Raw genomic sequence first — 20,961 nt, 5'->3', positions numbered from 1 at the left:
GACGCCGGGCCGCCCGCCCTCACACCAGCATCTTGCCTTCCTCGGAGATCACGTCGCCGAGCTCGACTCCGGTCTCGCCGAGGTAATCGGACAGGAGCATCTCGTTGTGCGCCTTGCCCGACGGGATCATCGGGAAGCAGTTCTCGGTCTTGTCGACGATGCAGTCGAAGATCACCGGGCCGTCATGGGCGAGCATCTCCGCGATGGCGCCGTCGAGGTCGCCCGGCTTCTCGCAGCGCATGCCCTTGGCGCCGTAGGCCTCCGCGAGCTTCACGAAGTCCGGCAGGCTCTCCGAGTAGCTCTGCGAGTAGCGCGAGCCGTGCAGCAGCTCCTGCCACTGCCGGACCATGCCCATGTACTCGTTGTTCAGGATGAACACCTTGATCGGCAGGCGGTACTGCACCGCCGTCGACATCTCCTGCATGTTCATCAGGATCGAGGCCTCGCCGGCGATGTCGATCACGAGCCCGTCCGGGTGCGCGAGCTGCGTGCCGATCGCCGCCGGCAGGCCGTAGCCCATCGTGCCGAGGCCGCCCGACGTCATCCAGCGGTTCGGCTCGTCGTACTTGAAGTACTGGGCGGCCCACATCTGGTGCTGACCGACCTCGGTGGTGATGTAGGTCTCGCGGTCCTTGCAGGCCTCGTAGAGGCGCTGCACGGCGTATTGCGGCTTGATGATCGTGCCCGACGGCCAGTAGGCGAGGCAGTCCCGCGCCTTCCAGGCGCTGATCTTCTGGAACCACGGATCGAGGTTCGACTTCTCGGGCCGCGACGGCAGGGCGCGCCACGCCTCCAGCATGTCGCCGAGCACGGAGGCGCAGTCGCCGACGATCCCGACATCGACCTTCACGACCTTGTTGATCGAGGAGGCGTCGACGTCGATGTGGATCTTCTTGGAGAAGGGCGAGAACGCGTCGAGGCGGCCGGTGATCCGGTCATCGAACCGGGCGCCGACGCAGATCATCACGTCGCACTCGTGCATCGCGAGGTTGGCCTCGTAGGTCCCGTGCATGCCGAGCATGCCCAGGAACTTCTCGTCCGTGCCCGGATAGGCGCCGAGCCCCATCAGGGTCGAGGTGATCGGGAAGCCGGTCTCGCGGACGAGCTCGCGCAGCAGCCGCGAGGCCTCCGGGCCCGAGTTGATCACGCCGCCGCCGGTGTAGAAGACCGGCCGCCGTGCGGTCGCCATCAGCTCGACGGCCGCGCGGATCCGGTCGGCGTCGCCCTTCACGGCCGGGCGGTACGTCTTGTGGCTCGCGATCTCCGGGCGCTCGTAGAGGCCGGAGGCGAACTGGATGTCCTTGGGCAGATCGACGACGACCGGGCCCGGCCGGCCGTTCGCCGCGACGTAGAACGCCTCGTGCAGGATGCGCGGCAGGTCGTCGATCGATTTGACCAAGTAATTGTGCTTTGTGCAGTGGCGCGTGATGCCGACCGTGTCGCATTCCTGGAACGCGTCGGTGCCGATCAGGTGCGTCGGAACCTGGCCGGTGATGCAGACCAGCGGGATCGAATCCAGCATCGCGTCGGTGAGCCCGGTGACGATGTTGGTCGCGCCGGGGCCCGAGGTGACGAGGACGCAGCCGACCTTGCCGGACGAGCGGGCGTAGCCCTCCGCGGCGTGGACGGCGCCCTGCTCGTGGCGGACGAGGATGTGCTTGACGGCGTTCTGGTGGAAGAGCGCGTCGTAGATCGGAAGTACGGCGCCGCCCGGGTACCCGAACAGCGTGTCGACACCCTGATCCTGGAAGGCCCGGATGACCATCTCGGCCCCGGTCATGACCTCGCCGCCCATGCTCGTCTCCTCGCGCTCTCCGAGGCCACCGCGATCCCATGATCGCCGCCCTGCCCCGTCCTCTCTCCCGGCACCCCCGTCACGCGGGGCGGTCTCCGCCTCGCCCGAAGGTACCTCTCGCCTCGGTCACCCGTCTGCGCCGATCCCATGCCGCCCTGGAGCGGGCAACAAAAAAGGGCCCCGAGGGACCCTGCATGCGCCACCGCTCGGATCGCGACCCTCGTTCAGGGCCGCCCCGTCGGTGACGCTACCGCTACAATAAGGACCGTCGTCATCGGAAACCCGAAACTGCCCCGCGGCGGCCCCATGATCCGGAACTGGCTCATAGTCGGCGCGCGAAGTGTCGGGCCTCTTAGCGGAGAGCGCGGAGCCGGTCAACGCGTCCGTGCGTGCAATCGCGCTGGTTCCGCGCCGGTTGAGTGCCGGAGCCGCGGCTCACTGCAGCGGCGGCGGGTAGCGGCGCACCCAGCCGCTCGCCGCGTCGTAGGCGGCGCCGAGCTGCAGGCAGGCGAGCTCGCCGTGGTTCGGACCGACGATCTGGATGCCGGTGGGCAGACCGGCCTCGCCGAAGCCCGCCGGCACGGCGAGCGACGGGAGGCCCGACATCGTCGCGGGGATCGTGATCTGCATCCAGCGGTGGTAGGTGTCCATCGCCCGTCCGCCCACCGTCTCGGGCCAGCGCAGGCCCTTGTCGAACGGGAAGACCTGGGCGCTGGGCATGACCACGTAGTCGTAGGTCTCCATGAAGCGGCGCAGGGCCTCGTACCAGCGGGTGCGCCCCTCCAGCGCCGCGATGATCCGGTCGGCGCCGAGCGCCAGCCCCCGCTCGACCTCCCAGGCCGCCTCCGGCTTCAGCAGGGCCCGGTGGCGGGGCTCGTCGTAGAACGGGCGGAGGTTCGCCGCGACGGTGAAGGCCCGCAGCACCAGCCAGTCCTGCCAGAGGGTCTCCATGTCGTAGCGCGGCATCGCCTCCTCGACGGTGCAGCCGATCTCCGCGAAGGTGGCGAGCGCCGAACGCCCGACGTCGAGCACGCCGGGATCGAACGGGATCTGGCCGCCGAAATCCCCGAGCCACGCGATCCGGGTCCCGCGGAAGTCGCGGGCGAGCGGGCTCGCGAAGGCGGACGGGTCCTGCCGAATGGCGTTCGGGCAGCGCGGGTCGTAGCCCGCCAGCACCGAGAGCATCAGGCCGATATCGCCGGGCGTGCGCCCGATCGCCCCGAGCACGCCGAGGTTCGGGCTGAACACGTCCTTGGCCTCGGCGGGGATCCGGCCCCAGCTCGGGCGCAGGCCGTAGCAGTTGTTGAAGGCCGGCGGGTTGCGCAGGGAGCCGGCATGGTCGCTGCCGTCGGCGACCGGCTGCATCCGCAAGGCGACTGCGACCGCGGCGCCGCCGCTCGAGCCGCCCCCGGTCTTGGCCGGATCGTAGGCGTTGCCGGTGGCGCCGTAGACCGGGTTGAAGCTGTGCGAGCCCAGGCCGAACTCGGGGATGTTGGTCTTGCCGATGAAGATCGCCCCGGCGGCGCGCAGGCGCGTCACCATGATCGAGTCGGTGTCGGCGACCCGGTCGGCGAAGATCGGGGAGCCCTGCGTGAACCGCAGGCCGCGGACCGGATCGAGATCCTTCACGGCCAGCGGGAAGCCGTGCAGCGGCCCGACGGCGTCCCCCCGCGCCAGCGCGGCGTCGGCGGCCTCGGCCTCCCGCAGGAGCGCGGCATCGTCGGCGAGGCCCACGAGGGCGTTCACCTGCGGGTTGATCCGATGGATCCGCTCCAGATAGGCGCGCATCACCTCCGCGCAGGAGACGACCCGACCGCGAATGGCGGCCGCGAGGTCCACCGCGCCCATGGCCGTGATGCCGTCCTGTCGCGCGTCCTGCATCGTACCTTCCTCCGGATCAACCGAAGATCGGTAACCGGAGGTTGGATCCAGGCAAAGATGGCTTCGGCTGATTGGATGGAGTGCCCATCATCGTCGTTGCGAGCGCAGCGAAGCGATCCAGTGTCGCGAGACGATCACCGATGTCGCGCATCCCTGGGTCGCTTCGCTGCGCTCGCGATGACGGAGCGCACCCATCGCCCTGATTCGTTATACCACCGACCAGGGCAGCGTCTCCTCGCCGCGGAACACGACGACGGCCGTGTCGTCGACCGCGACGGCCTCGGCGATGCGGCTTTCCCGCCGCTCCAGGGTCACGGTCCCGGCATTGGGCTCCAGCCCGTGGAAGCGGGCGCCGTTGAGCGACGCGAAGGCCTCGAACTTGTCGAGCGCGCCCTCCTCGTCGAAGACCTGCACGTAGGTCTGGAGCGCGGAAGGCCCGCAGAACACGCCGGCGCAGCCGCAGGACGCCTCCTTGGCGCCGCGGACATGCGGGGCCGTGTCGGTGCCGAGGTAGAAGCAGGCCTCGCCGGAGGTCGCGGCCTTGCGCAGGGCGAGCCGGTGCCGCTCGCGCTTGGCAACCGGCAGGCAGTACAGGTGCGGGCGCAGCCCCCCCTGGAAGATGTGCGTCCGGTTGATCACGAGGTGGTGCGGCGTGATCGTCGCCGCGCACCGGCCGCGGTGCTCCCGGACCACGTCGAGGATCTCCGCCGTGGTGGCGTGCTCGACGGTGACCTTCAGCCCCTGATGGCGAGCGAGCAGCGGGATCAAGCTGCCCTCCATAAAGGCGGCCTCGCGGTCGAAGATGTCGATCTCCGGGTCGGTCGCCTCACCGTGGATCAGGAGCGGCATGCCGATCCGCTCCATGCGCTCCAGGACGGGGGTAATGCCGACGAGGTCCGTGACGCCCGCGTGCGAGTTCGTGGTCGCCCCGGCCGGGTAGAGCTTCGCAGCGACCCAGACCTTCTCAGCGAAGCCCCGCTCGATCTCGTCCGGGTCGGTGTCGTCCCGCAGGTAGCAGGTCATCAGCGGGGTGAAGTCCATGCCGGCGGGCAGGGCCGCCAGGATGCGCTCCCGGTAGGCCTGCGCCGCGGCGACCGTTGTCACCGGCGGCACGAGGTTCGGCATGATGATGCCCCGGGCGAACTGCGCCGCCGTGTAGGGCAGCACCGCCTTCAGCATCGCGCCGTCGCGCAGGTGGATGTGCCAGTCGTCCGGCCGCCGGATCGTGATCCGGTCGACGGTCTTCGCGGCCTGGCGCTCGGCGGGAAACAGGTCGGCGACGCTCATCGCGAGATGCCCCTCAGGCCTGGCCGAAGGCGGAGATGCCGCCGTGGGCCGCCGACCATTCCGCCGGCGCGTTGAGGAAGCGCTCGACCTCGGCCAGCGTCTTCGGGTCGAAGGTGCCCATCTCCTTGGCCACCGCCAGCACGTCCCACCACGTGGTGAGATAGTGGAGCTTGATACCGATCTCCTCCATCAGCGCGGCGCTGTCGGGGAAGATGTCGTAGTAGAACAGCACGAAGCAGTGATCGACCTGGGCGCCCGAATCGCGGAGGGCCTTGCAGAAATTGACCTTGCTGCGCCCGTCGGTGGCGAGGTCCTCGACGAGCAGCGTCCGGGCGCCCTCGACGATCTCGCCCTCGATCTGGGCGTTGCGGCCGAACCCCTTAGGCTTCTTCCGGATGTACTGCATCGGCAGCATCATCCGGTCGGCGATCCAGGCCGCGAACGGGATGCCGGCGGTCTCGCCGCCGGCGATGTGGGTCAGCTTCTCGTAGCCGATCTCGCGCACGATGGTGGCGGTGGCGAAATCCATCAGCGTCGAGCGCAGGCGCGGGAACGAGATGATCTTCCGGCTGTCGGTGTAGACCGGGCTCGCCCAGCCCGAGGTGAACTTGAACGGCTCGTCCTTGTAGAAGAGCACCGCCTCGATCTCGAGGAACATCTTGGCCGCCTCGCGGGCGATCACTTTCCGGTCGAGGGGCAGGAAGGGGCTGGTCATGCGGCGTGCGCGCTCCGCTTGGGGCGCTCTCCGGGGCCTTGAGAACCGGTCCGGCCAGAGAGATCGCGTGGGAATAGGGCCTGACCGCCCTCCTCCGCCCTGTCTCCGCCAGCGTCAACCCTGATCGCGGCGCTATCCGCGCCTCACGCAGGTCTGCCGGCCCGCAGATGCGCGAGGTGCCGGATCGCCAGGGCGTATCCGTGCGTGCCGAATCCCGCCAGCACGGCCGTGGCCGCGAGCGAGATGTAGGAATGGTGGCGGAAGGCCTCGCGGCGGTGGACATTCGAGATGTGGCACTCGATCACCGGCACCTCGCAGGTGTTCAGCGCGTCGAGGATGGCGACCGAGGTGTGGGTGTAGGCACCCGCGTTGATGACGATGCCGGCCGAGCCAACGCGGAACTCGTGGATCGCGTCGATCAGCACGTGCTCGGCGTTGCTCTGGCGGAATTCGACCGCGAGGCCGAGGCCGGCGGCCGTCTCGCGGCACAGGGCCTCGACGTCGGCCAGCGTCTCGCGGCCGTAGATCTCCGGCTGGCGCTTGCCGAGCAGGTTCAGGTTCGGCCCGTTCAGGACCAGGACGGTGTCGTTCATCGTGTGCCTCGCGGGTCGAGAGGTGCGGCAAGCGCCCGCAAGACTCAAGTCCGTGCTGTCATCCGGCCGGAGATGTCCCGCACACGGAGCTGCCGCCCGCGCCGGGCGGTTCAGATCCGGATCCCGCGGCGCTATCCCGGTCGCGGAAGCCCGATGCGGCAGGGAGGACAGGCGAATGGCAGGATCCCGGAGCGACGCGCCCGTGGTGATCGCGGTGGCGATCACCGGCTCGGTGCCGCGCAAGACCGACAACCCGGCCGTTCCGGTCACCGTGCCCGAGCAGGTCGAGTCGACGCAGCAGGCCTTCGAGGCCGGCGCCACGCTCTGCCACATCCACGTGCGCAACGACGACGAGTCGCCCTCCTCCGATCCGGACAGGTTCGCCGCCGTGCAGGAGGGGCTGCGCCTGCACTGCCCGGGGATGATCGTGCAGTTCTCGACGGGCGGGCGCGGGCGGGACCCGGCCGCCCGCGGCCTCTCGCTCAAGCACCGGCCCGACATGGCCTCCCTGTCCACCGGCTCGGTGAACTTCCCGACGATCGTCTACGAGAATTCCGCGAGCCTCGTGACCGACCTCGCCGGCCAGATGAAGCAGTACGGCGTCCGTCCCGAGATCGAGATCTTCGACCTCTCGCACCTGCACGGCGCCAAGCGGCTGGTGGAGGCGGGCCTGATCGACGCGCGACCGCACGTGCAGTTCGTCATGGGCGTCCAGAACGCGATGCCGGCCGAGGAGCACCTCCTCGACATCCTGCTCGCCGAGACCCGGCGGATCCTGCCGGAGGCGACCTGGACGGCGGCCGGGATCGGGCGCAACCAGGCGATCGTGATGGACTGGGCGCTCGCCCGCGGGGCGGACGCGGTCCGCACCGGCCTGGAGGACAACATCCGGGTGACGAAGGACCGTCTGGCGGCCAGCAACGCCGAACTCGTCGGCCTCGCCGCCGAGGCAGTGGCGCGCCACGGCCGCCGCGTCGCCACGCCCGCGGAGGCCCGCGCCGCCCTGGGCCTGGGTTGAGCGGGCACGGATGTTGCCGCGGTCGCGCGGTGGAGACGGCGCCGGATGCATGCGCCTCACGGCACGCACGCCGTCCCGACCGCGATCCCTGATCGTCGGCTGCGCCGCCGCGGCCTGCGCGTTCCTGGTCGTGTCCTCGGAGGCTCCCGGTCAGGCAGGTCCGGGATCGGCGGAGGCGCTCGTGAACGGGATCCAGACCATTCGGCGCGGCGACACCGTCACGAAAGTCGACCGGACCGGCAAGGGTGCGGTGCTGTGCATGCGCGGCATCCTGCAGGCGATGCGCGCCGTCGGACAGGCGTGCCACGACGGCGCCGACCCGGACTTCCAGCAGGAATTGCGCGCCGCGCTCGCGCGCATCGATCGGTTCATCGCCGACAACGCCCCGGACAGGGCCGTCCCGTCGCGCGACGGGACGACGGAACCGGAGCAGCGGCCCGGCGCGGTCTGCGGCCGCGACGCGGAGGCCATGTACGAGGCCCTGCGGACCGGCGGCGCCGCGGGCCTGCGCGCCCAGGTCGACGACCTGCTCTCGATCCCGCGCGAGCCGGTCATGAATCCGTGCCTGTGAGCCGGCTAGCGACGAAGTGGACTCGGGACGTCGCTCGCGCGGCGGCGATCCCGACCCACCTTCTCACGGCCGACCCGGCGTGCTAACGATCCGCCCGCGCGGGTGTAGCTCAATGGTAGAGCAGCAGCCTTCCAAGCTGAATACCCGGGTTCGATTCCCGGTACCCGCTCCAAGCCCGCCGCGCGCCGCGCCTTCGGGCTCATCCGTCAGATCCCGTCAGGCGACGCCCGTGAAGAAGGTGGCGTAGCCGTCGTCGTTCACCCGGGCGAGATAGGCCCGGTACGGACCGTAGCCCGGCTCCTCCGGCCCGATCCGCCCGTACCCGTGCGCGCCCGCCTGCTCGGGCAGCAGCGCCAGGGGCGCCGCGGCCGGGGTCAGCTGCGTGCCGCGCCCGGCGTGGAGCGTCGTCAGGACCCCGTACATCTCGCCCTGGATGTTGGGGCGGCACAGCACCGCGAGGCGGTGCTGTCCGTGCCAGTTGGTCACGAGGTAGATCATGCCCGACTGGCTCGGCACGGCGACGCTGCCGGACTGCGCGAAGGGCGCGTCGAGCCGCTCGGCCTCGCGGAACACGAGGCGGGCCGCGTCCGCGTCCCAGGCGATCTCGGTGCGGTAGGCGAAGATCGCGCCCGCCGACCCGAACGAGGGCCGCAGGGTGAGGTAGCGCCCCTCGATCCAGGCGACGCTCTCCCGCGAGTAGGAGCCGAGCTCGTCGGGCGCGTGACGGGCCGCCTCCGGGGCCGGGCGCGCCGTCTCCTGGCGCAGGGACTGGCCCAGGGCTTCCTCCAGGCGGATCGTCGTCGCCAGGGTGAAGGGCCTGCGGCCGGCGAGCGCCTTCTCCAGGGTCGAGATGCTGATCCGGGCCTCCTCGGCCAGCGTCTGCCGGGAGATGCGCCGGCGGGCCAGCGCCTCGCGCACGGTCTGGGCAATGGCGCGGCTCTGCGCCTCGGACAGTTCGATCTCGCTCACAGGCACGGCTCGCACGGGCTTGACCCGCACAGATCCGCACGAAACCGCACATTCGCGCAAGCGCGGCCAAGCTGATCGTCCACGCCGAGCCGTCAGGAACGCCCCGGCTCCGGGGCCAGCTCGGTCTCGACGATCAGCCGGAGCGGACCGGCCTGCAGCGCCTCCAGGGGCCAGCAGGTGACGAGGTCGAGATGCCGCCCCGGGGCCTGCGGGTCGATGCCCGAGGCGTCCCAGCGGGCCACCCGCGTGCCGGTGACGCGGAAGCGCAGAATCCGGCCGTCGCGGCCGGTCACCGTGACGGGATCGCCGGGCCCGAGCTGTCCCAGCACCCCGAACTGCGTGTCGCGGTGGGCGGCGATGACCGCGGTGCCGGGCGCGCCGGCCTCCGGGGTGCCGTCCAGGTGGCCGGGGCCGAAGGCCAGGGCCTGGCCGCTCCCGCCCCGCAGCACCACGAAGCTGCGGCCCGCGACGGTGAGCCGGGCGACCGGCTCGGTGTCGGCCCAGGGCCAGGGCCGGGCGGGCCGACCCTCGGCCAGGGTGCGGGCGAAGGCGCGCTCCAGCAGCAGCTGGGCCAGGGCGGCCTTGGCGGGGATCCAGGCGGCCTGCGCCGCGAGCCCGAGCCCCGCGAGGGTGAGGAGGGCCGCGAGGGCCCTCCCCAGTCCGGTCACCGTGCGCCGGCTCATCGCGCGTCCCCGGTCCGCCGGCCGCCGATCGTCAGGCCGGTGCCGAGCAGGAGACCCAGCAGGGCGAGGAGCAGGCCCAGGCCGAGCTGCGCCACGATGCCGGCCCCGGTCCGCGGCAGGTCGACCGCCGCGCCCTCGGCCCGGATCGGCACGATCCGCGCTGCCCCGTCGTCGGCGGGCGTGGCGCCCGGCCGGTGTGTGCCGAACACATTGGCGAAGTCCCAGCCCGCCGGCAGGTTCAGCGGCAGGTCGGCGGCGACGAGGGGCGTGCCGGGCGCGCGGCGCGGCGTGGCGTCGACGGCCACGAGGCTGGTCAGCCGCGTGGTCAGGCCGTGCTCCAGGGCCAGCGCCAGGATGGCGGCGTCGGCCGCGTCCGCACCGAGGCGCCCCGTGATGCGCGCAGTCTCGGTCTCGCCGATCCGGGACCGCGCCCAGACCTTGGAGATGCCGGCGCCCGCACCCGCCTCGGCGAGGGGGAGCGTCCGGGTCCATGTCCGGCCGCCCACCCGGCCCGAGACGGTCACGGTCCCGCGGGCCGTTTCCTCGGCCGCTCCCGGCAGAAGCGCGGCGAAGACCAGCGGCTCGCCGCGATACAGGTCGGGCAGCGCATCCGGCGTGACCTCGACGCCCGGGACCGAGAAGGTCGCGGTCAGATCGGTGACGGCGGGGGATTCCAGCTTCTCGTAGAGCGCGCGGGTCCGCTCGCCGACCTGCGCGAGGTCGCGGATCTCGGTGAAGCTGCCGCGTCCGATCTCGGCGGCGTGGCGCATCAGGTGGCCGTTGGGCGCCGAGCCGATGCCGACCATGAACAGGCGCGTGCGCCCGAGATTGGCGTGGATCGCCGCGAAGATCCGCTCCTCGTCGCCGACGGCGCCGTCGGTGAGGAACACGACCTGCCGGACGCGCCCGTCCTCGGGGTGCGGGTCGGCGAGGGCCGCCTTGAGCGGCGCCAGCATCTCGGTGCCGCCGCGGGCTTCCAGAGCGGCGACGAAGGCCTGGGCCTGCGCCAGGGCCTCCGGCGTCGCCGGGACGGGCGCGGGATGCAGCGCGTCCCAGGTGTCGTCGAAGCGGATGACGTTGAAGCGGTCCGACGGGGTCAGGCGGGCGAGACCGGCGAGCAGCCCGGCCTTGGCCTGCCGCATCGAGGCGCCCGACATCGAGCCGGAATTGTCGATGACGAAGGTGACGTCGCGCGCCGGCCGGGCGGCCATGTCGGTCTCGATCGCCGGCGGGCTCACGGCGGCCAGCAGGTAGGTCCGGCCCGCCACGGTCTCGCGGAACAGGCCGAGGCCGGGCACCCGGCTCGGGACCGGCGCCCAGGTCAGCTCGAGGTCGCGGTCGGCCGGGACGACGCCGTCGGTGAGCGTGACGGTCCGCGCCTCCGGGCCGGTCTCGGTCACGCGGATCGCGTGGGTCGCGCTGCGGACGTCACCGACGGGGAAGCCCGCCTTCAGCCGCACGGTGACGGCGACCGGGTTGGTCGGCGACGACAGGGCCGGGTCGAGCACCGGCGGGCTGATCCGGGCGCGATCCGGAACCGGGTCGCGGGCCTCTCCGGCCACGCCGTCGAGGGAGACCGCGTCCACCGGGGCGGGGGCGGGATTGTAGCGGGGCGCGACCACCAGGGGCAGGCGCAGCGTCCGCGTCTCGCCCGAGACGGGGATCGTCTGCTGATAGGTGATCTGGACCACCACCGTCTCGCCGGGGCCGATATTGGCGACCGCGTTGGTGAAGACGTTGGGCCGCTCCTGCGCGGTCAGCGCCGCCGACTGCCCGGCCGCCTTCGCGGCCTCGTAGGCGCGCTTGGCCGCCGCCCGCTCGCGGATGTCGGCGACGATCACGCGGGAGCCGACGACGAGCTTCATCCCGTCGACGGCCGCGTCCTCCGGCAGGGGGTACAGGTAGGTGCCCTCGACCCAGTCCGCCGTGACGTTGCGGAAGGCCTGGGTGACGGTGGCCCGGGCGGTCGGGCCGCTGACGTCGACGCTGATGTCGGTCGCCAGTTGGACGGCCTCGACCGGCGCGGTGCCGGCCGGCCCGCGCAGCGTGAGGCCGCCCCGGTCTCGGCCCGGCGCCGCGTGGGCCGAGGCCAGCATGATGAGCAGCGCCAGCAGCGCGAGGAAGAGCGGTGACAGCGCGGCGTTGCGGGGGGGCTCGACCGCGGATCGTGGAGCGAAGAACGGCATCGGGGAAACCTCCTGCGCCGGCGGATCGATGCCGGCTCGCCGCTGAAGCTCCCGCGCCAGCCCCTCCGTCGCCACGAGAAGCTTCGCCCTTTTCCAGGCTCGGACCGCACCGGCCGGCCGTGCCCGGGCGGATCTGTGCGGAGCCGGTGCGGAGCTGTGCGTTCCGCGGCGCTTCACGGCGAATCCGCTCTCGGCTTGACATATGCGCAATCTGCGTCTTAGTTATGCTCAACTTGAGTAGAAAGACCGATGACCGAGTCCGAGTTCCTGGCAGGCTATGATCCTGCGGCCTACGAGCGGCCCGCCCTGGCGGTCGATCTCGTCCTGCTGGGGATCCGGGCGGGCCGGCTCGCCGCCCTCCTGCTGCGGCGGGGCCAGCAGCCGCAGGCGGGCCTCTGGGCCCTGCCGGGCGGGTTCGTGGGCATCGCCGAGACCCTCGACGCCGCCGCGGAGCGCGTCCTGCGCGACAAGGCCGGCATCGGGCGGGCGCGGCTCGAGCAGCTCTACACCTTCGGCGCCGTTGATCGGGATCCGCGGATGCGGATCGTCTCGGTGGCCTACCTGGCGCTGCTGCCGGAGGCGGCCTTCGCCGAGGCCCTGGCGGGCGGTGCCGGGCTCGCGGCGGCGGCGCTGGTCGTGCCCTGGGCGGGCGAGTCCGGCGGCCCGGTCTCGGCCGAGGCGGAGGACGGCGCACCCCTCGCCCTCGCGTTCGACCACGCCGACATCCTCGCGCTCGCCGTGAAGCGGCTGCGCGGCAAGCTCGACTACACGGATGTCGGCTTCGCGCTGCTCCCGGAGCACTTCACCCTCCGGCAGCTTCAGGACGTGCACGCGGCGATCCGCGGCGCGCCCCTCAACAAATCCGCCTTCCGGCGCCGCATGCGCGACCGGGGCTGGATCGCGCCGACGGGCGCCCGCGAGGCCGGGACGGCGTTCCGCCCCGCCGAACTCTTCCGCTTCGACAGGTCAGGCCAGTTCTAAGCCTTTGTTTCAACGCGCTCTCTTGAGCCGAACCGGTATCCACTTCGGCGGAGAGCGCTTCGAGGAGCCCATCATGGCCACGGTCCGCAACATCGGTGTCATCGCCCAGCTCCGGAGCGAGGCGAGCAGCCACATCATCCGCTTCCGCAACGGCCGTGTCCGGCAGAGCGGGCGGGGTCTGGTCTTCTGGTTCCGGCCCGAGACCGCCAGCATCAGCGAGGTGCCGGTCGACGACCGCGAGATGACCCTGTTCGTCCGCGGCCGCAGCCGGGACTTCCAGACCGTCGTGGTCCAGGGGACGATCGGCTGGCACGTCGTCGATCCGGAGCTGCTGGCGAGCCGCGTCGACTTCTCGATCGACCTCCGAACCGGGCGCCTGCAGGGTGAGCCGATCGAGCGGATCGAGGCGCGCCTCGGCGGCATCGCCAGCCAAGCGGCGCTCCAGTATCTCGGGGCGAGCCCGATCGGCGCCCTCCTCGACGCGGGTCCGGAGCCGCTGCGCGCCGTGCTGGAACGGGTGCTGTCCGACGCCCCGGCGCTGGCCGAGATCGGCGTGGCGGCGGTGTCTGTGCGGCTCACCAACCTCGCGCCGACGAGCGAGCTGGAGCGCGCCCTGCAGACCCCGACCTTCGAGGCCCTGCAGCAGAAGGCCGACGAGGCGACCTTCGCGCGGCGCGCCCTGGCGGTCGAGAAGGAGCGCGCCATCGCGGAGAACGAGCTCGCCACGAAGACCGAGCTGGCCCGGCGCGAGACCGTGCTGATCGCGCAGGAGGCCGAGAACGCCCGCGACCGCGCCGCCGGCGTCGCGGAGGCGCGGGGCCTGGAGGCGGCCGCGGAGGCCGAGCGGATCCGCCTCGTCGAGGGCGCCCGGGCCGACGCGGAGCAGCGCCGCGCCGCCGTCTACCGGGACATGCCGCCCGCCGTCCTGCTCGGGCTGGCGGCCCGGGAACTCGCCGGCAAGCTGGAGACGATCGAGCACGTCAACGTCACGCCCGACCTGCTGGCGGCCGTCCTCGGCGAGTTCCGGGGCGCGCTGTCCCCGCGGCTCGCGCCGCGCTGAGGAGGCCCGCCATGCCGGCCGTCACACCCCGCGTGGTCTTCGTGATCCGCGACACGGATTACGAGCTGCTCATCGCCCGGCACGCGACTCGCGGCCAGGTCCGGTTCTTCCTAGAGAGCCGGGGCCAGACGCTCGCCGAGGTCGAGGCGCGCCACGCGCAATTCCAGGCCGTGCTCGCCGAGGCCCGGTCCGCCGTGCCCCTGGACTGGCGGCAGGCCCTGGTGCGGCGCCCCGACCTCGACCGCTTCCTGTTCGCCCCCGAGGACGTGGTCGTGGCCGTGGGGCAGGACGGGCTCGTGGCCAACGTCGCCAAGTACCTCGACGGGCAGCCGGTGGTCGGCGTCAACCCGGCGCCCGACCTCTACGACGGCGTGCTGGCCCGGGCGCGGGTCGAGGCCCTGCGCGCCCTGCTGCCCGCCAGCGCGGCCGGCGCCGCCCCCCTCCAGCGGCGCACCATGGTGCAGGCGACCTTCGACGGCGGCGAGCGGCTGCTCGCCCTGAACGAGATCTTCGTCGGCCACCGCAGCCACCAGTCGGCGCGCTACCGCATCGACGACGGGGTGCGGGCGGAGGACCACTCGTCGAGCGGTCTGATCGTGGCCTCGGGCACCGGCCTGACCGGCTGGGCGCGCTCGATCAGCGAGGCGACGCACCTCACCGTGGAGGTCGGCATCGAGGAGGCGGCCTTCGGCTACTGGGTGCGCGAGCCGTTCCCGAGCGTCGCCACCGGCACCGACCTCCGCGGCGGCAAGTTCGCCGGCTCGCCCCTCACGGTGGTGTCGCGGATGAACGAGGGCGGCGTGGTGTTCTCGGACGGGATCGAGCAGGATTTCGTCGCCTTCGACTGGGGGCGGCGGGTGAGCCTCGCCCCGGCCGACCGCACCTTCAACCTCGTGGCCGCGTAGCGCGGCGCCGACCGGGCGCCCGACGACCGCCTGTGCGCGAGGCTCGGGATGCTGCCCGAGGGCCCGCTCCGCGCGTTCTTCGTCCGCGCGGGACCGGCATTGGCCAAAGAGCCCGGCTGAACACGCCGGCGGCAGACAGCCGCTTTCGCGGGCGTCGAACAGGTCGATGCGACACCTCCGTCATCACGAGCGCAGCGAAGTGACCCAGGGCAGCGCCATGTCCGGAGGCGTGGCGCGGCTGGATTGCTTCGCTCCGCTCGCAATGACGGCGGTGCCGTTCCTCGACAGCGCCGACGGGCGAGGCGCGCCGCCAACACCGCAGATTCCCGCGTCTGGCACGCTTCTTGGTTCGTATTCACCAGCGCAGCGTCGCCCCGGCGGCGGCTAGAGGTTGGCGTGCCGTCGATGTGGTGAGGTGCCGGGCGACCGGATCTCCGCGACTGCCTTGAGCCTGTCCCGAGCTCCGATCCCTCCGTTTCAGCACCGGCACGCGCCGTCCGGCGGATCGCGCGATCCGCCCTCTGAGGAGAGTCGATATGTGCGACCGTCACGGCGATTATCGCGTCCCGGATCTCACGCGGTTCAAGCCCAGTCGCAGGCGCTTCCTCGGCGGGACCGCCGCCGCGCTGACCCTGGCGGTGGGCCCGGGCCTGACCGGCCCGGCCGCGGCGGCCACCGGCATCCGCGCGACCCACGGCACCGGCTTCTGCAACCTCAACTTCTTCCTGGCCGAGGCGATGCAGCTCGCCAAGGATGACGGGCTGACCATCGACTTCGTCAACACGCCGACCTTCTCGGATCAGGTCACCTTCCTCGGCATGGGCCAGGTCGATGCCGGCGTGATGCCCTACACGAGCTTCATGGCCCTCTACGACGCGGGCGCCCCGGTGAAGATCGTGGCCGGCGGCGGCATCGAGGGCTGCGTGCTCGTGGCCCAGCCCGGCCTCGACAGCCCGGAGAAGCTCAAGGGCAAGACGCTCGGGACCTTCCAGCTCGATACGCTGGAGGTGCTGCCTTACGACTGGCTGAAGAGGAACGGTGTCGCCTTCAAGGACATCACGGTCCGTTACATGGGCTCGACCCCGGAGGCCGTGGAGGCGTTCCGCGCCGGGGCGCTGGACATCATCTCGACCATCGAGCCCTACGGCACGGCGCTGCTCACCGACGTGAAGGGCGCGGTGAAGCTCTCCGACGGGACCGACATCTACGGCAAGGGCTACACCGACTGCGTGCTGGCGGTCCGCAACGAGCTGATCGCCAAGAACCCGGCCGCCGTGAAGGCCCTGATCAAGGGCATGATGAAGGCCCAGGCGCTGGCGGAGGGCGACCCCCAGGCCGCCCTGAACAAGCTCGTCGGCTCCTACTACAAGACCTCGATGAGCAACGCCCAGCTCGCCATGGGCCGGCAGCCCTCGGTGGTGGACGCCCGTAACCAGACGCAGTTCATCCTCGACCGGACCGATTCCGTCGCCGAGATGGGCTACATCAAGAAGAAGCCCGGCCGGGACGCGATCGACTGGACCCTGCTGGAACAGGTCATCGCCGAGAACCCGGACCTCTACGGCAAGCTCAAGCTGAAGTCGGCCTGAGCGGATGGCCACCTTCCTCGCCCGCGCCGCCGCCGTCCCGCAGGACCGGCCGCGCCTCCCGCTCGGTCAGCGCCTCGCGCTGCCCGAAGGGCTCGTCCCCCTGCTCCGCCGGATCGGCTGGATGCTGGTCTCGGTCGGCTGCTTCGCCGGCCTCTGGGAGCTGCTCTGGGCGCTCGGCATCGCCGACGCCAAGCTCCTGCCGCCGCCGCACATCTTCCTCGGCAACCTCGCCGAGCAGGCGCGCTTCTTCAACACCGCGCAGCGCTGGCAGATCGGCACCGGGATGAATACCGGCCCCAGCCCCGCCATGGCGGTGCTGATCACCGTGCTCGCCTCGACCGGCCGGGTGCTGGCGGGCCTCGCCCTGGCCGCCTCCCTGTCGATCCTGGTCGGGGTGGCGATCCGCTACTTCAAGCTGTTCGAGCGGCTGACCCTGCCGACCATCACACTCCTGGCGCCGGTCTCGCCGATCGCGTGGCTGCCGGTGGCGATCTTCATGTTCGGGATCGGCAACGCCCCGGCGATCTTCATGGTGTTCATCGCCCTGTTCTTCACGATGGTGCTCTCGACCATCCAGCAGATCGACGGAGTCAACCGCAACTACATCAACGTCGCCCGGACCATGGGGGCGTCGAAGCGCCAGATCTACGCGCGGGTGATCGTCCCGGCGATCCTGCCGGGGCTGCTCGCGGTGCTGCGCCTCAACCTGTTCGGCGCCTGGATGGTGGTGCTCGTCGCCGAGGCGACCGGCGTGGGCTACGGGCTCGGCCAGGTGATCATGCTGGCGCGCAACACCTTCAACCCGTCGCTCGTGTTCTTCACCATCACGCTGATCGGCCTGCTCGGCTTCGCCTTCGACCTGCTGTTCCGGCTGGTCCAGCGGCGGCTGCTGTACTGGCTGCCGCGCGACGCGGGGGCCTCCCTTGGCCTCTGATCCCGCATCCCATGACGCCGTCTCGTGCCGCGGCGTCGCCAAGGTCTGGGCGGCCGGCACCGCCCGCGCCCACGAGGCCCTGCGCGACATCGACCTCACCGTGCGGCCCGGCGAGTTCGTGGTGTTCCTCGGCCCCTCGGGCTGCGGGAAGAGCACGCTGCTCTACCTGATCGCCGGGCTCGAACCCGCCTCCGGGGGCGAACTCCTGGCCTTCGGCGAGGCCGTCACCGGCCCGTCGCCGGAGCGCAGCCTGATCTTCCAGGAGACCTCGCTGCTGCCCTGGCTCAGCGTCTGGCAGAACGTCAGCTTCGGCCTGTCGCTGAAGAGCGTGCCGGAGGCCGAGCGGCGGAGCGTCGCCCGGGCCGCGCTCCAGCGCGTCGGTCTCGCCGAGGCCTTCGACAAGCGGCCGGACGAGCTGTCCGGCGGCATGCGCCAGCGCGTGGCGGTGGCGCGGGCGCTGGCCATGCGCCCGAAGGTGCTGCTGATGGACGAGCCCTTCGCGGCGCTCGACGTCCAGACCCGCCAGAAGATGCAGGACTTCCTGCTCGACGTCTGGCGCGACAGCGGCGCCTCGGTGCTGTTCGTGACCCACCACATCGACGAGGCGGTGGCGCTCGCCGACCGGGTGGTGGTGTTCACCGCCCGCCCCGGGCGGATCAAGACGATCGTCCGCAACGAACTCGCCCGCCCGCGCGACCCGTTCTCGCCCGAGGCGGAGGCCTTGCGGCGGCACCTCACCGAGCTCCTGCGCGACGAGGTCGACCGGGCCTTCGCCGAGCAGGAAGCGCTCGTCTGACACACTCCCCCAACACGGACACGACCATGGCCACATCGCTGATCCGCAGCCGGCGGATGATCACCCGTACCCTCGACCACGATCGCTGGGAGGAGATCGCCGACGGCGCGGTCCTTCAGAAGGACGGGGTCATCGCGACGGTCGGCACCTACGCGGACCTGCACGCCCGCTACCCCGACGCCCCCGTGATCGGCTCGGGCCGCGAGATCCTGCTGCCGGGCTTCGTCAACGGCCACCACCATGTCGGCTTGACGCCGGTGCAGCTCGGCTCTCCCGACATGCCCCTGGAGCTGTGGTTCGTCACCCGGATGGTGGCGCGCAACCTGAACCTCTACCTCGACACCCTGTACTCGGCCTTCGAGATGGTCGGCTCCGGGATCACCACGGTCCAGCACATCCACGGCTGGATGCCCGGCAGCCTGGAGGAGGTCGAGGCGCGCTCCAACGAGGTGCTGCGCGCCTACCGCGACCTCGGCATGCGGGTCTCGTACTGCTTCGCGGTCCGCGACCAGAACCGCCTTGTCTACCAGGCCGACATGGACTTCGTGGCGAGCCTGCCGGCGCCGCTGCAGGACCCGATGAAGCGCTGGTTCGAGCGCTTCCAGATGTCCCTGGAGGACAACTTTTCGCTGTTCCGCAGCCTGCATAGCGGCCAGGCCGGAGCCGCGCGGGCCAAGATCCAGCTCGCGCCCGCCAACCTGCACTGGTGCTCCGACGTGGCCCTCGAGGGGCTGGCCGGCCTGTCCGAATCCTACGACGTGCCGATGCACATGCACCTCGTCGAGACCGCCTACCAGAAGGCCTACGCGGAGAAGCGCGGCGGCGGGACCGCGGTCGAGTACCTCGACCGGTTCGGCATGCTGGGACCCCGCCTGACGCTCGGCCACGGCGTCTGGCTCAACGAGTCCGACATCGACCGGGTGGCGGCGACCGGCACCTGCATCTGCCACAACTGTTCCTCGAACTTCCGGCTGCGCTCCGGCGTGGCGGCGCTCAACCGCTTCGAGGCGAAGGGGATCAACACGGCGATCGGCCTCGATGAGGCCGGCATCAACGACGACCGCGATATGCTGCAGGAGATGCGCCTCGTGCTGCGCGCCCACCGGGTGCCCGGCATGGACGAGGCCGACGTGCCGAGCATGGCCCAGGTGCTGCGCATGGCGACCGTCGGCGGCGCCCGTACCACCCCCTACGGCGACAGCCTCGGCACGATCGAGGTCGGCAAGGGCGCCGACATGGTCCTGATCGACTGGGACCAGATCGCCTACCCGTATCTCGACCCGGAGACGCCGCTCCTCGACGCGGTGATCCAGCGGGCCAAGACCGGCGGCGTCACCGCGGTGATGTGCGAGGGTGAGGTGCTCTACGCGGACGGCCGCTTCACCCGGGTCGACCGCGACGCCGCCCTGAAGGCGCTCCACGACGACCTGTCGCGGGCGCTCTCGGACGACGAGGTCGAGCGGCGCCAGCTGTCGAAGGCGCTGCTTCCCCACGCGCGGCGCTTCTACGCCGACTACATCGACCCGTCGCGGCACGAGCCGTTCTACCGCCCGAGCTCGCGCGTCTGACGGCGCGGGCCCGGACCGCGCTTCAGCGGACCAGGCAGGGCTTCTTGTTGTCGAAGGTCCAGCCGGGGATCAGGAACTGCATGGCGGCCGCGTCGTCGCGGGCGCCGAGGCCGTGGTCGCGGTAGAGGGCGTGGGCCTCCTCCACCGCCGACATGTCGAGTTCGATGCCGAGGCCCGGCCGCTCCGGCACCCGCACGAGGCCGCCGCGGATCGCCAGCGGCTCCCTGGTCAGGCGCTCGCCGTCCTGCCAGATCCAGTGCGTGTCGATCGCCGTGACGTTGCCGGGCGCCGCCGCGGCGACGTGAGTGAACATCGCGAGCGACACGTCGAAATGGTTGTTCGAGTGCGAGCCCCAGGTCAGGCCGTGGTCGCGGCACAGCTGGGCCACCCGGACCGAGCCGGCGAGCGTCCAGAAATGCGGGTCGGCCAGCGGGATGTCGACGGCGCCGAGCTGGATCGCGTGGTTCATCTGGCGCCAGTCGGTGGCGATCATGTTGGTGGCGGTGGGCAGGCCGGTGGCGCGGCGGAACTCGGCCATGATCTCGCGGCCCGAGAACCCGCCCTCGGCGCCGCAGGGATCCTCCGCGTAGGCGAGGACGTGGCCCTGGCCCTTGCAGAGGCGGATCGCCTCCGCGAGGGACCACGCGCCGTTCGGGTCGAGCGTCACGCGGGCCTTGGGGAAGCGCTCGCGGATCGCGGTGACGGCGGCGATCTCGTCCTCGCCGCGCAGGACGCCGCCCTTCAGCTTGAAGTCGTTGAAGCCGTACTGGTCGTAGGCGGCCTCGGCGAGCCGGGCTACGGTCTCGGGGGTCAGCGCCTCCTCGTCGCGCAGGCGGAACCAGCCGTCGCGGGCCGTCGGCGCGCGGTAGCCGAGATCCGTGCGGGTGCGGTCGCCGACGTAGAACAGGTAGCCGAGCATCTCGACGGCGTCGCGCTGCTGGCCCTCGCCCAGGAGCGCCGCGACCGGCACGTCGAGGTACTGGCCGAGCAGGTCGAGGAAGGCGGATTCGACGGCCGTGACCGCGTGGATGGTGATGCGCAGGTCGAAGGTCTGCAGGCCGCGCCCGCCGACGTCGCGGTCGGCGAAGCGCGTCCGCATGGCGTTGAGCACCGCATTCCAGGCGCCGAGCGGCTGCCCGACGACGAGGTCCCGGGCATCCTCCAGGGTCTTGCGGATGCCCTCGCCGCCGGGGACCTCGCCGAGGCCGGTGGCGCCGGTGGAGTCGGTCAGGATCACGAGGTTGCGGGTGAAGTACGGGCCGTGCGCGCCCGAGAGGTTGAGCAGCATGCTGTCGTGGCCGGCCACCGGCACCACCGTCATGGCGGTCACGGTCGGCGTGTGGCGGGCGGCGTGGCGACTGTCATTCAGCATGGCGTCCTCCTCGGGGGCCCCCGGCCGGTCTGCGCCGGGCGCGAGGCGGGATCGATGC

The 20,961-nt window shown here is 71.7% G+C and carries 18 protein-coding genes and 1 tRNA gene; 10 read left to right on the top strand and 9 right to left on the bottom strand.

What is annotated here, in order from left to right; genetic code table 11:
• Positions 1-19 precede the first annotated feature (19 nt).
• From ASG32_RS24480 to aroQ, 5 genes are all read right to left on the bottom strand, one after another.
• On the bottom strand, positions 20-1,795 hold the full coding sequence (locus ASG32_RS24480) for an acetolactate synthase 3 large subunit (protein WP_056531601.1): 1,776 nt from the start codon (positions 1,793-1,795) through the stop codon (positions 20-22).
• A gap of 435 nt (positions 1,796-2,230) precedes the next feature.
• Positions 2,231-3,676: an amidase gene (locus tag ASG32_RS24475; protein WP_056531599.1), complete on the bottom strand. Its 1,446-nt coding sequence runs from the start codon at positions 3,674-3,676 to the stop codon at positions 2,231-2,233.
• 207 nt (positions 3,677-3,883) lie between these two features.
• Entirely contained in the window at positions 3,884-4,963 is a 1,080-nt protein-coding gene (gene pyrC / locus ASG32_RS24470) for a dihydroorotase (RefSeq protein ID WP_056531597.1), read from the bottom strand.
• A gap of 13 nt (positions 4,964-4,976) precedes the next feature.
• Entirely contained in the window at positions 4,977-5,678 is a 702-nt protein-coding gene (locus ASG32_RS24465) for an orotate phosphoribosyltransferase (RefSeq protein WP_056531596.1), read from the bottom strand.
• Between the two features lie 143 nt (positions 5,679-5,821).
• Positions 5,822-6,271: a type II 3-dehydroquinate dehydratase gene (aroQ, locus tag ASG32_RS24460; protein WP_056531594.1), complete on the bottom strand. Its 450-nt coding sequence runs from the start codon at positions 6,269-6,271 to the stop codon at positions 5,822-5,824.
• A gap of 175 nt (positions 6,272-6,446) precedes the next feature.
• On the opposite strand from aroQ, the gene ASG32_RS24455 reads away from it, so the two are divergent.
• The 3 genes from ASG32_RS24455 (at position 6,447) to ASG32_RS24445 (ending at position 8,032) form a co-directional block, all read left to right on the top strand.
• Positions 6,447-7,289 (top strand): 3-keto-5-aminohexanoate cleavage protein, encoded by an 843-nt coding sequence (locus ASG32_RS24455; protein WP_056531592.1) that lies wholly within the window; start codon positions 6,447-6,449, stop codon positions 7,287-7,289.
• A gap of 49 nt (positions 7,290-7,338) precedes the next feature.
• Complete coding sequence (locus ASG32_RS24450) at positions 7,339-7,860, top strand: hypothetical protein (protein WP_056531590.1); 522 nt, start codon at positions 7,339-7,341, stop codon at positions 7,858-7,860.
• Positions 7,861-7,958: 98 nt separating this feature from the next.
• Positions 7,959-8,032 (top strand) — tRNA-Gly (locus ASG32_RS24445).
• 44 nt (positions 8,033-8,076) lie between these two features.
• Here ASG32_RS24445 and ASG32_RS24440 read toward each other — a convergent pair.
• The 3 genes from ASG32_RS24440 to ASG32_RS24430 all read right to left on the bottom strand — a co-directional run bounded on the left by ASG32_RS24440 (position 8,077) and on the right by ASG32_RS24430 (position 11,698).
• Positions 8,077-8,829 carry a helix-turn-helix transcriptional regulator gene (locus tag ASG32_RS24440; protein ID WP_056531588.1) on the bottom strand — a complete coding sequence of 251 codons (753 nt, stop codon included), beginning with the start codon at positions 8,827-8,829 and terminating at the stop codon, positions 8,077-8,079.
• Between the two features lie 92 nt (positions 8,830-8,921).
• Positions 8,922-9,512 carry a class GN sortase gene (locus tag ASG32_RS24435; RefSeq protein ID WP_056531586.1) on the bottom strand — a complete coding sequence of 197 codons (591 nt, stop codon included), beginning with the start codon at positions 9,510-9,512 and terminating at the stop codon, positions 8,922-8,924.
• Positions 9,509-11,698 carry a marine proteobacterial sortase target protein gene (locus tag ASG32_RS24430; RefSeq protein ID WP_056532069.1) on the bottom strand — a complete coding sequence of 730 codons (2,190 nt, stop codon included), beginning with the start codon at positions 11,696-11,698 and terminating at the stop codon, positions 9,509-9,511. The genes ASG32_RS24435 and ASG32_RS24430 overlap by 4 nt, the downstream gene beginning before the upstream one ends.
• 249 nt (positions 11,699-11,947) lie before the next feature.
• Between ASG32_RS24430 and ASG32_RS24425 the strand changes: the two genes are divergently transcribed.
• The 7 genes from ASG32_RS24425 to ASG32_RS24395 all read left to right on the top strand — a co-directional run bounded on the left by ASG32_RS24425 (position 11,948) and on the right by ASG32_RS24395 (position 19,531).
• Positions 11,948-12,679: an NUDIX domain-containing protein gene (locus tag ASG32_RS24425; protein WP_056531584.1), complete on the top strand. Its 732-nt coding sequence runs from the start codon at positions 11,948-11,950 to the stop codon at positions 12,677-12,679.
• Positions 12,680-12,752: 73 nt separating this feature from the next.
• The gene (locus ASG32_RS24420; protein ID WP_056531582.1) at positions 12,753-13,739 is read left to right on the top strand and encodes an SPFH domain-containing protein; all 987 of its coding nucleotides are present in this window, start codon (positions 12,753-12,755) and stop codon (positions 13,737-13,739) included.
• Between the two features lie 11 nt (positions 13,740-13,750).
• Positions 13,751-14,644, top strand: a complete 894-nt coding sequence (locus ASG32_RS24415) for an NAD(+)/NADH kinase (protein ID WP_056531580.1) — start codon at positions 13,751-13,753, stop codon at positions 14,642-14,644.
• A gap of 536 nt (positions 14,645-15,180) precedes the next feature.
• Positions 15,181-16,233 (top strand): ABC transporter substrate-binding protein, encoded by a 1,053-nt coding sequence (locus tag ASG32_RS24410; protein WP_056531578.1) that lies wholly within the window; start codon positions 15,181-15,183, stop codon positions 16,231-16,233.
• Between the two features lie 4 nt (positions 16,234-16,237).
• Complete coding sequence (locus ASG32_RS24405; protein WP_020090739.1) at positions 16,238-17,167, top strand: ABC transporter permease; 930 nt, start codon at positions 16,238-16,240, stop codon at positions 17,165-17,167.
• Positions 17,157-17,963, top strand: a complete 807-nt coding sequence (locus ASG32_RS24400) for an ABC transporter ATP-binding protein (protein ID WP_056531576.1) — start codon at positions 17,157-17,159, stop codon at positions 17,961-17,963. The genes ASG32_RS24405 and ASG32_RS24400 overlap by 11 nt, the downstream gene beginning before the upstream one ends.
• A 26-nt stretch (positions 17,964-17,989) precedes the next feature.
• On the top strand, positions 17,990-19,531 hold the full coding sequence (locus ASG32_RS24395) for an amidohydrolase family protein (RefSeq protein WP_056531575.1): 1,542 nt from the start codon (positions 17,990-17,992) through the stop codon (positions 19,529-19,531).
• 22 nt (positions 19,532-19,553) lie between these two features.
• On the opposite strand, the gene gudD is transcribed toward ASG32_RS24395, so the two are convergent.
• On the bottom strand, positions 19,554-20,903 hold the full coding sequence (gene gudD, locus ASG32_RS24390; RefSeq protein WP_056531573.1) for a glucarate dehydratase: 1,350 nt from the start codon (positions 20,901-20,903) through the stop codon (positions 19,554-19,556).
• Between the last annotated feature and the right edge of the window lie 58 nt (positions 20,904-20,961).

The organism is Methylobacterium sp. Leaf361, assembly GCF_001424445.1.
Taxonomy (GTDB): Bacteria; Pseudomonadota; Alphaproteobacteria; order Rhizobiales; family Beijerinckiaceae; genus Methylobacterium.
Note: the sequence above shows the minus strand (reverse complement) of the source record. Positions and strands in the feature narration are given on the sequence as shown.

Coding starts and splice junctions, on each gene's coding strand:
- ASG32_RS24480 (WP_056531601.1), bottom strand. CDS start 1,795: ATGGGCGGCGAGGTCATGACCGGGGCCGAGATGGTCATCCGGGCCTTC.
- ASG32_RS24475 (WP_056531599.1), bottom strand. CDS start 3,676: ATGCAGGACGCGCGACAGGACGGCATCACGGCCATGGGCGCGGTGGAC.
- pyrC (WP_056531597.1), bottom strand. CDS start 4,963: ATGAGCGTCGCCGACCTGTTTCCCGCCGAGCGCCAGGCCGCGAAGACC.
- ASG32_RS24465 (WP_056531596.1), bottom strand. CDS start 5,678: ATGACCAGCCCCTTCCTGCCCCTCGACCGGAAAGTGATCGCCCGCGAG.
- aroQ (WP_056531594.1), bottom strand. CDS start 6,271: ATGAACGACACCGTCCTGGTCCTGAACGGGCCGAACCTGAACCTGCTC.
- ASG32_RS24455 (WP_056531592.1), top strand. CDS start 6,447: ATGGCAGGATCCCGGAGCGACGCGCCCGTGGTGATCGCGGTGGCGATC.
- ASG32_RS24450 (WP_056531590.1), top strand. CDS start 7,339: ATGCGCCTCACGGCACGCACGCCGTCCCGACCGCGATCCCTGATCGTC.
- ASG32_RS24435 (WP_056531586.1), bottom strand. CDS start 9,512: ATGAGCCGGCGCACGGTGACCGGACTGGGGAGGGCCCTCGCGGCCCTC.
- ASG32_RS24430 (WP_056532069.1), bottom strand. CDS start 11,698: ATGCCGTTCTTCGCTCCACGATCCGCGGTCGAGCCCCCCCGCAACGCC.
- ASG32_RS24425 (WP_056531584.1), top strand. CDS start 11,948: ATGACCGAGTCCGAGTTCCTGGCAGGCTATGATCCTGCGGCCTACGAG.
- ASG32_RS24420 (WP_056531582.1), top strand. CDS start 12,753: ATGGCCACGGTCCGCAACATCGGTGTCATCGCCCAGCTCCGGAGCGAG.
- ASG32_RS24415 (WP_056531580.1), top strand. CDS start 13,751: ATGCCGGCCGTCACACCCCGCGTGGTCTTCGTGATCCGCGACACGGAT.
- ASG32_RS24410 (WP_056531578.1), top strand. CDS start 15,181: ATGTGCGACCGTCACGGCGATTATCGCGTCCCGGATCTCACGCGGTTC.
- ASG32_RS24405 (WP_020090739.1), top strand. CDS start 16,238: ATGGCCACCTTCCTCGCCCGCGCCGCCGCCGTCCCGCAGGACCGGCCG.
- ASG32_RS24395 (WP_056531575.1), top strand. CDS start 17,990: ATGGCCACATCGCTGATCCGCAGCCGGCGGATGATCACCCGTACCCTC.
- gudD (WP_056531573.1), bottom strand. CDS start 20,903: ATGCTGAATGACAGTCGCCACGCCGCCCGCCACACGCCGACCGTGACC.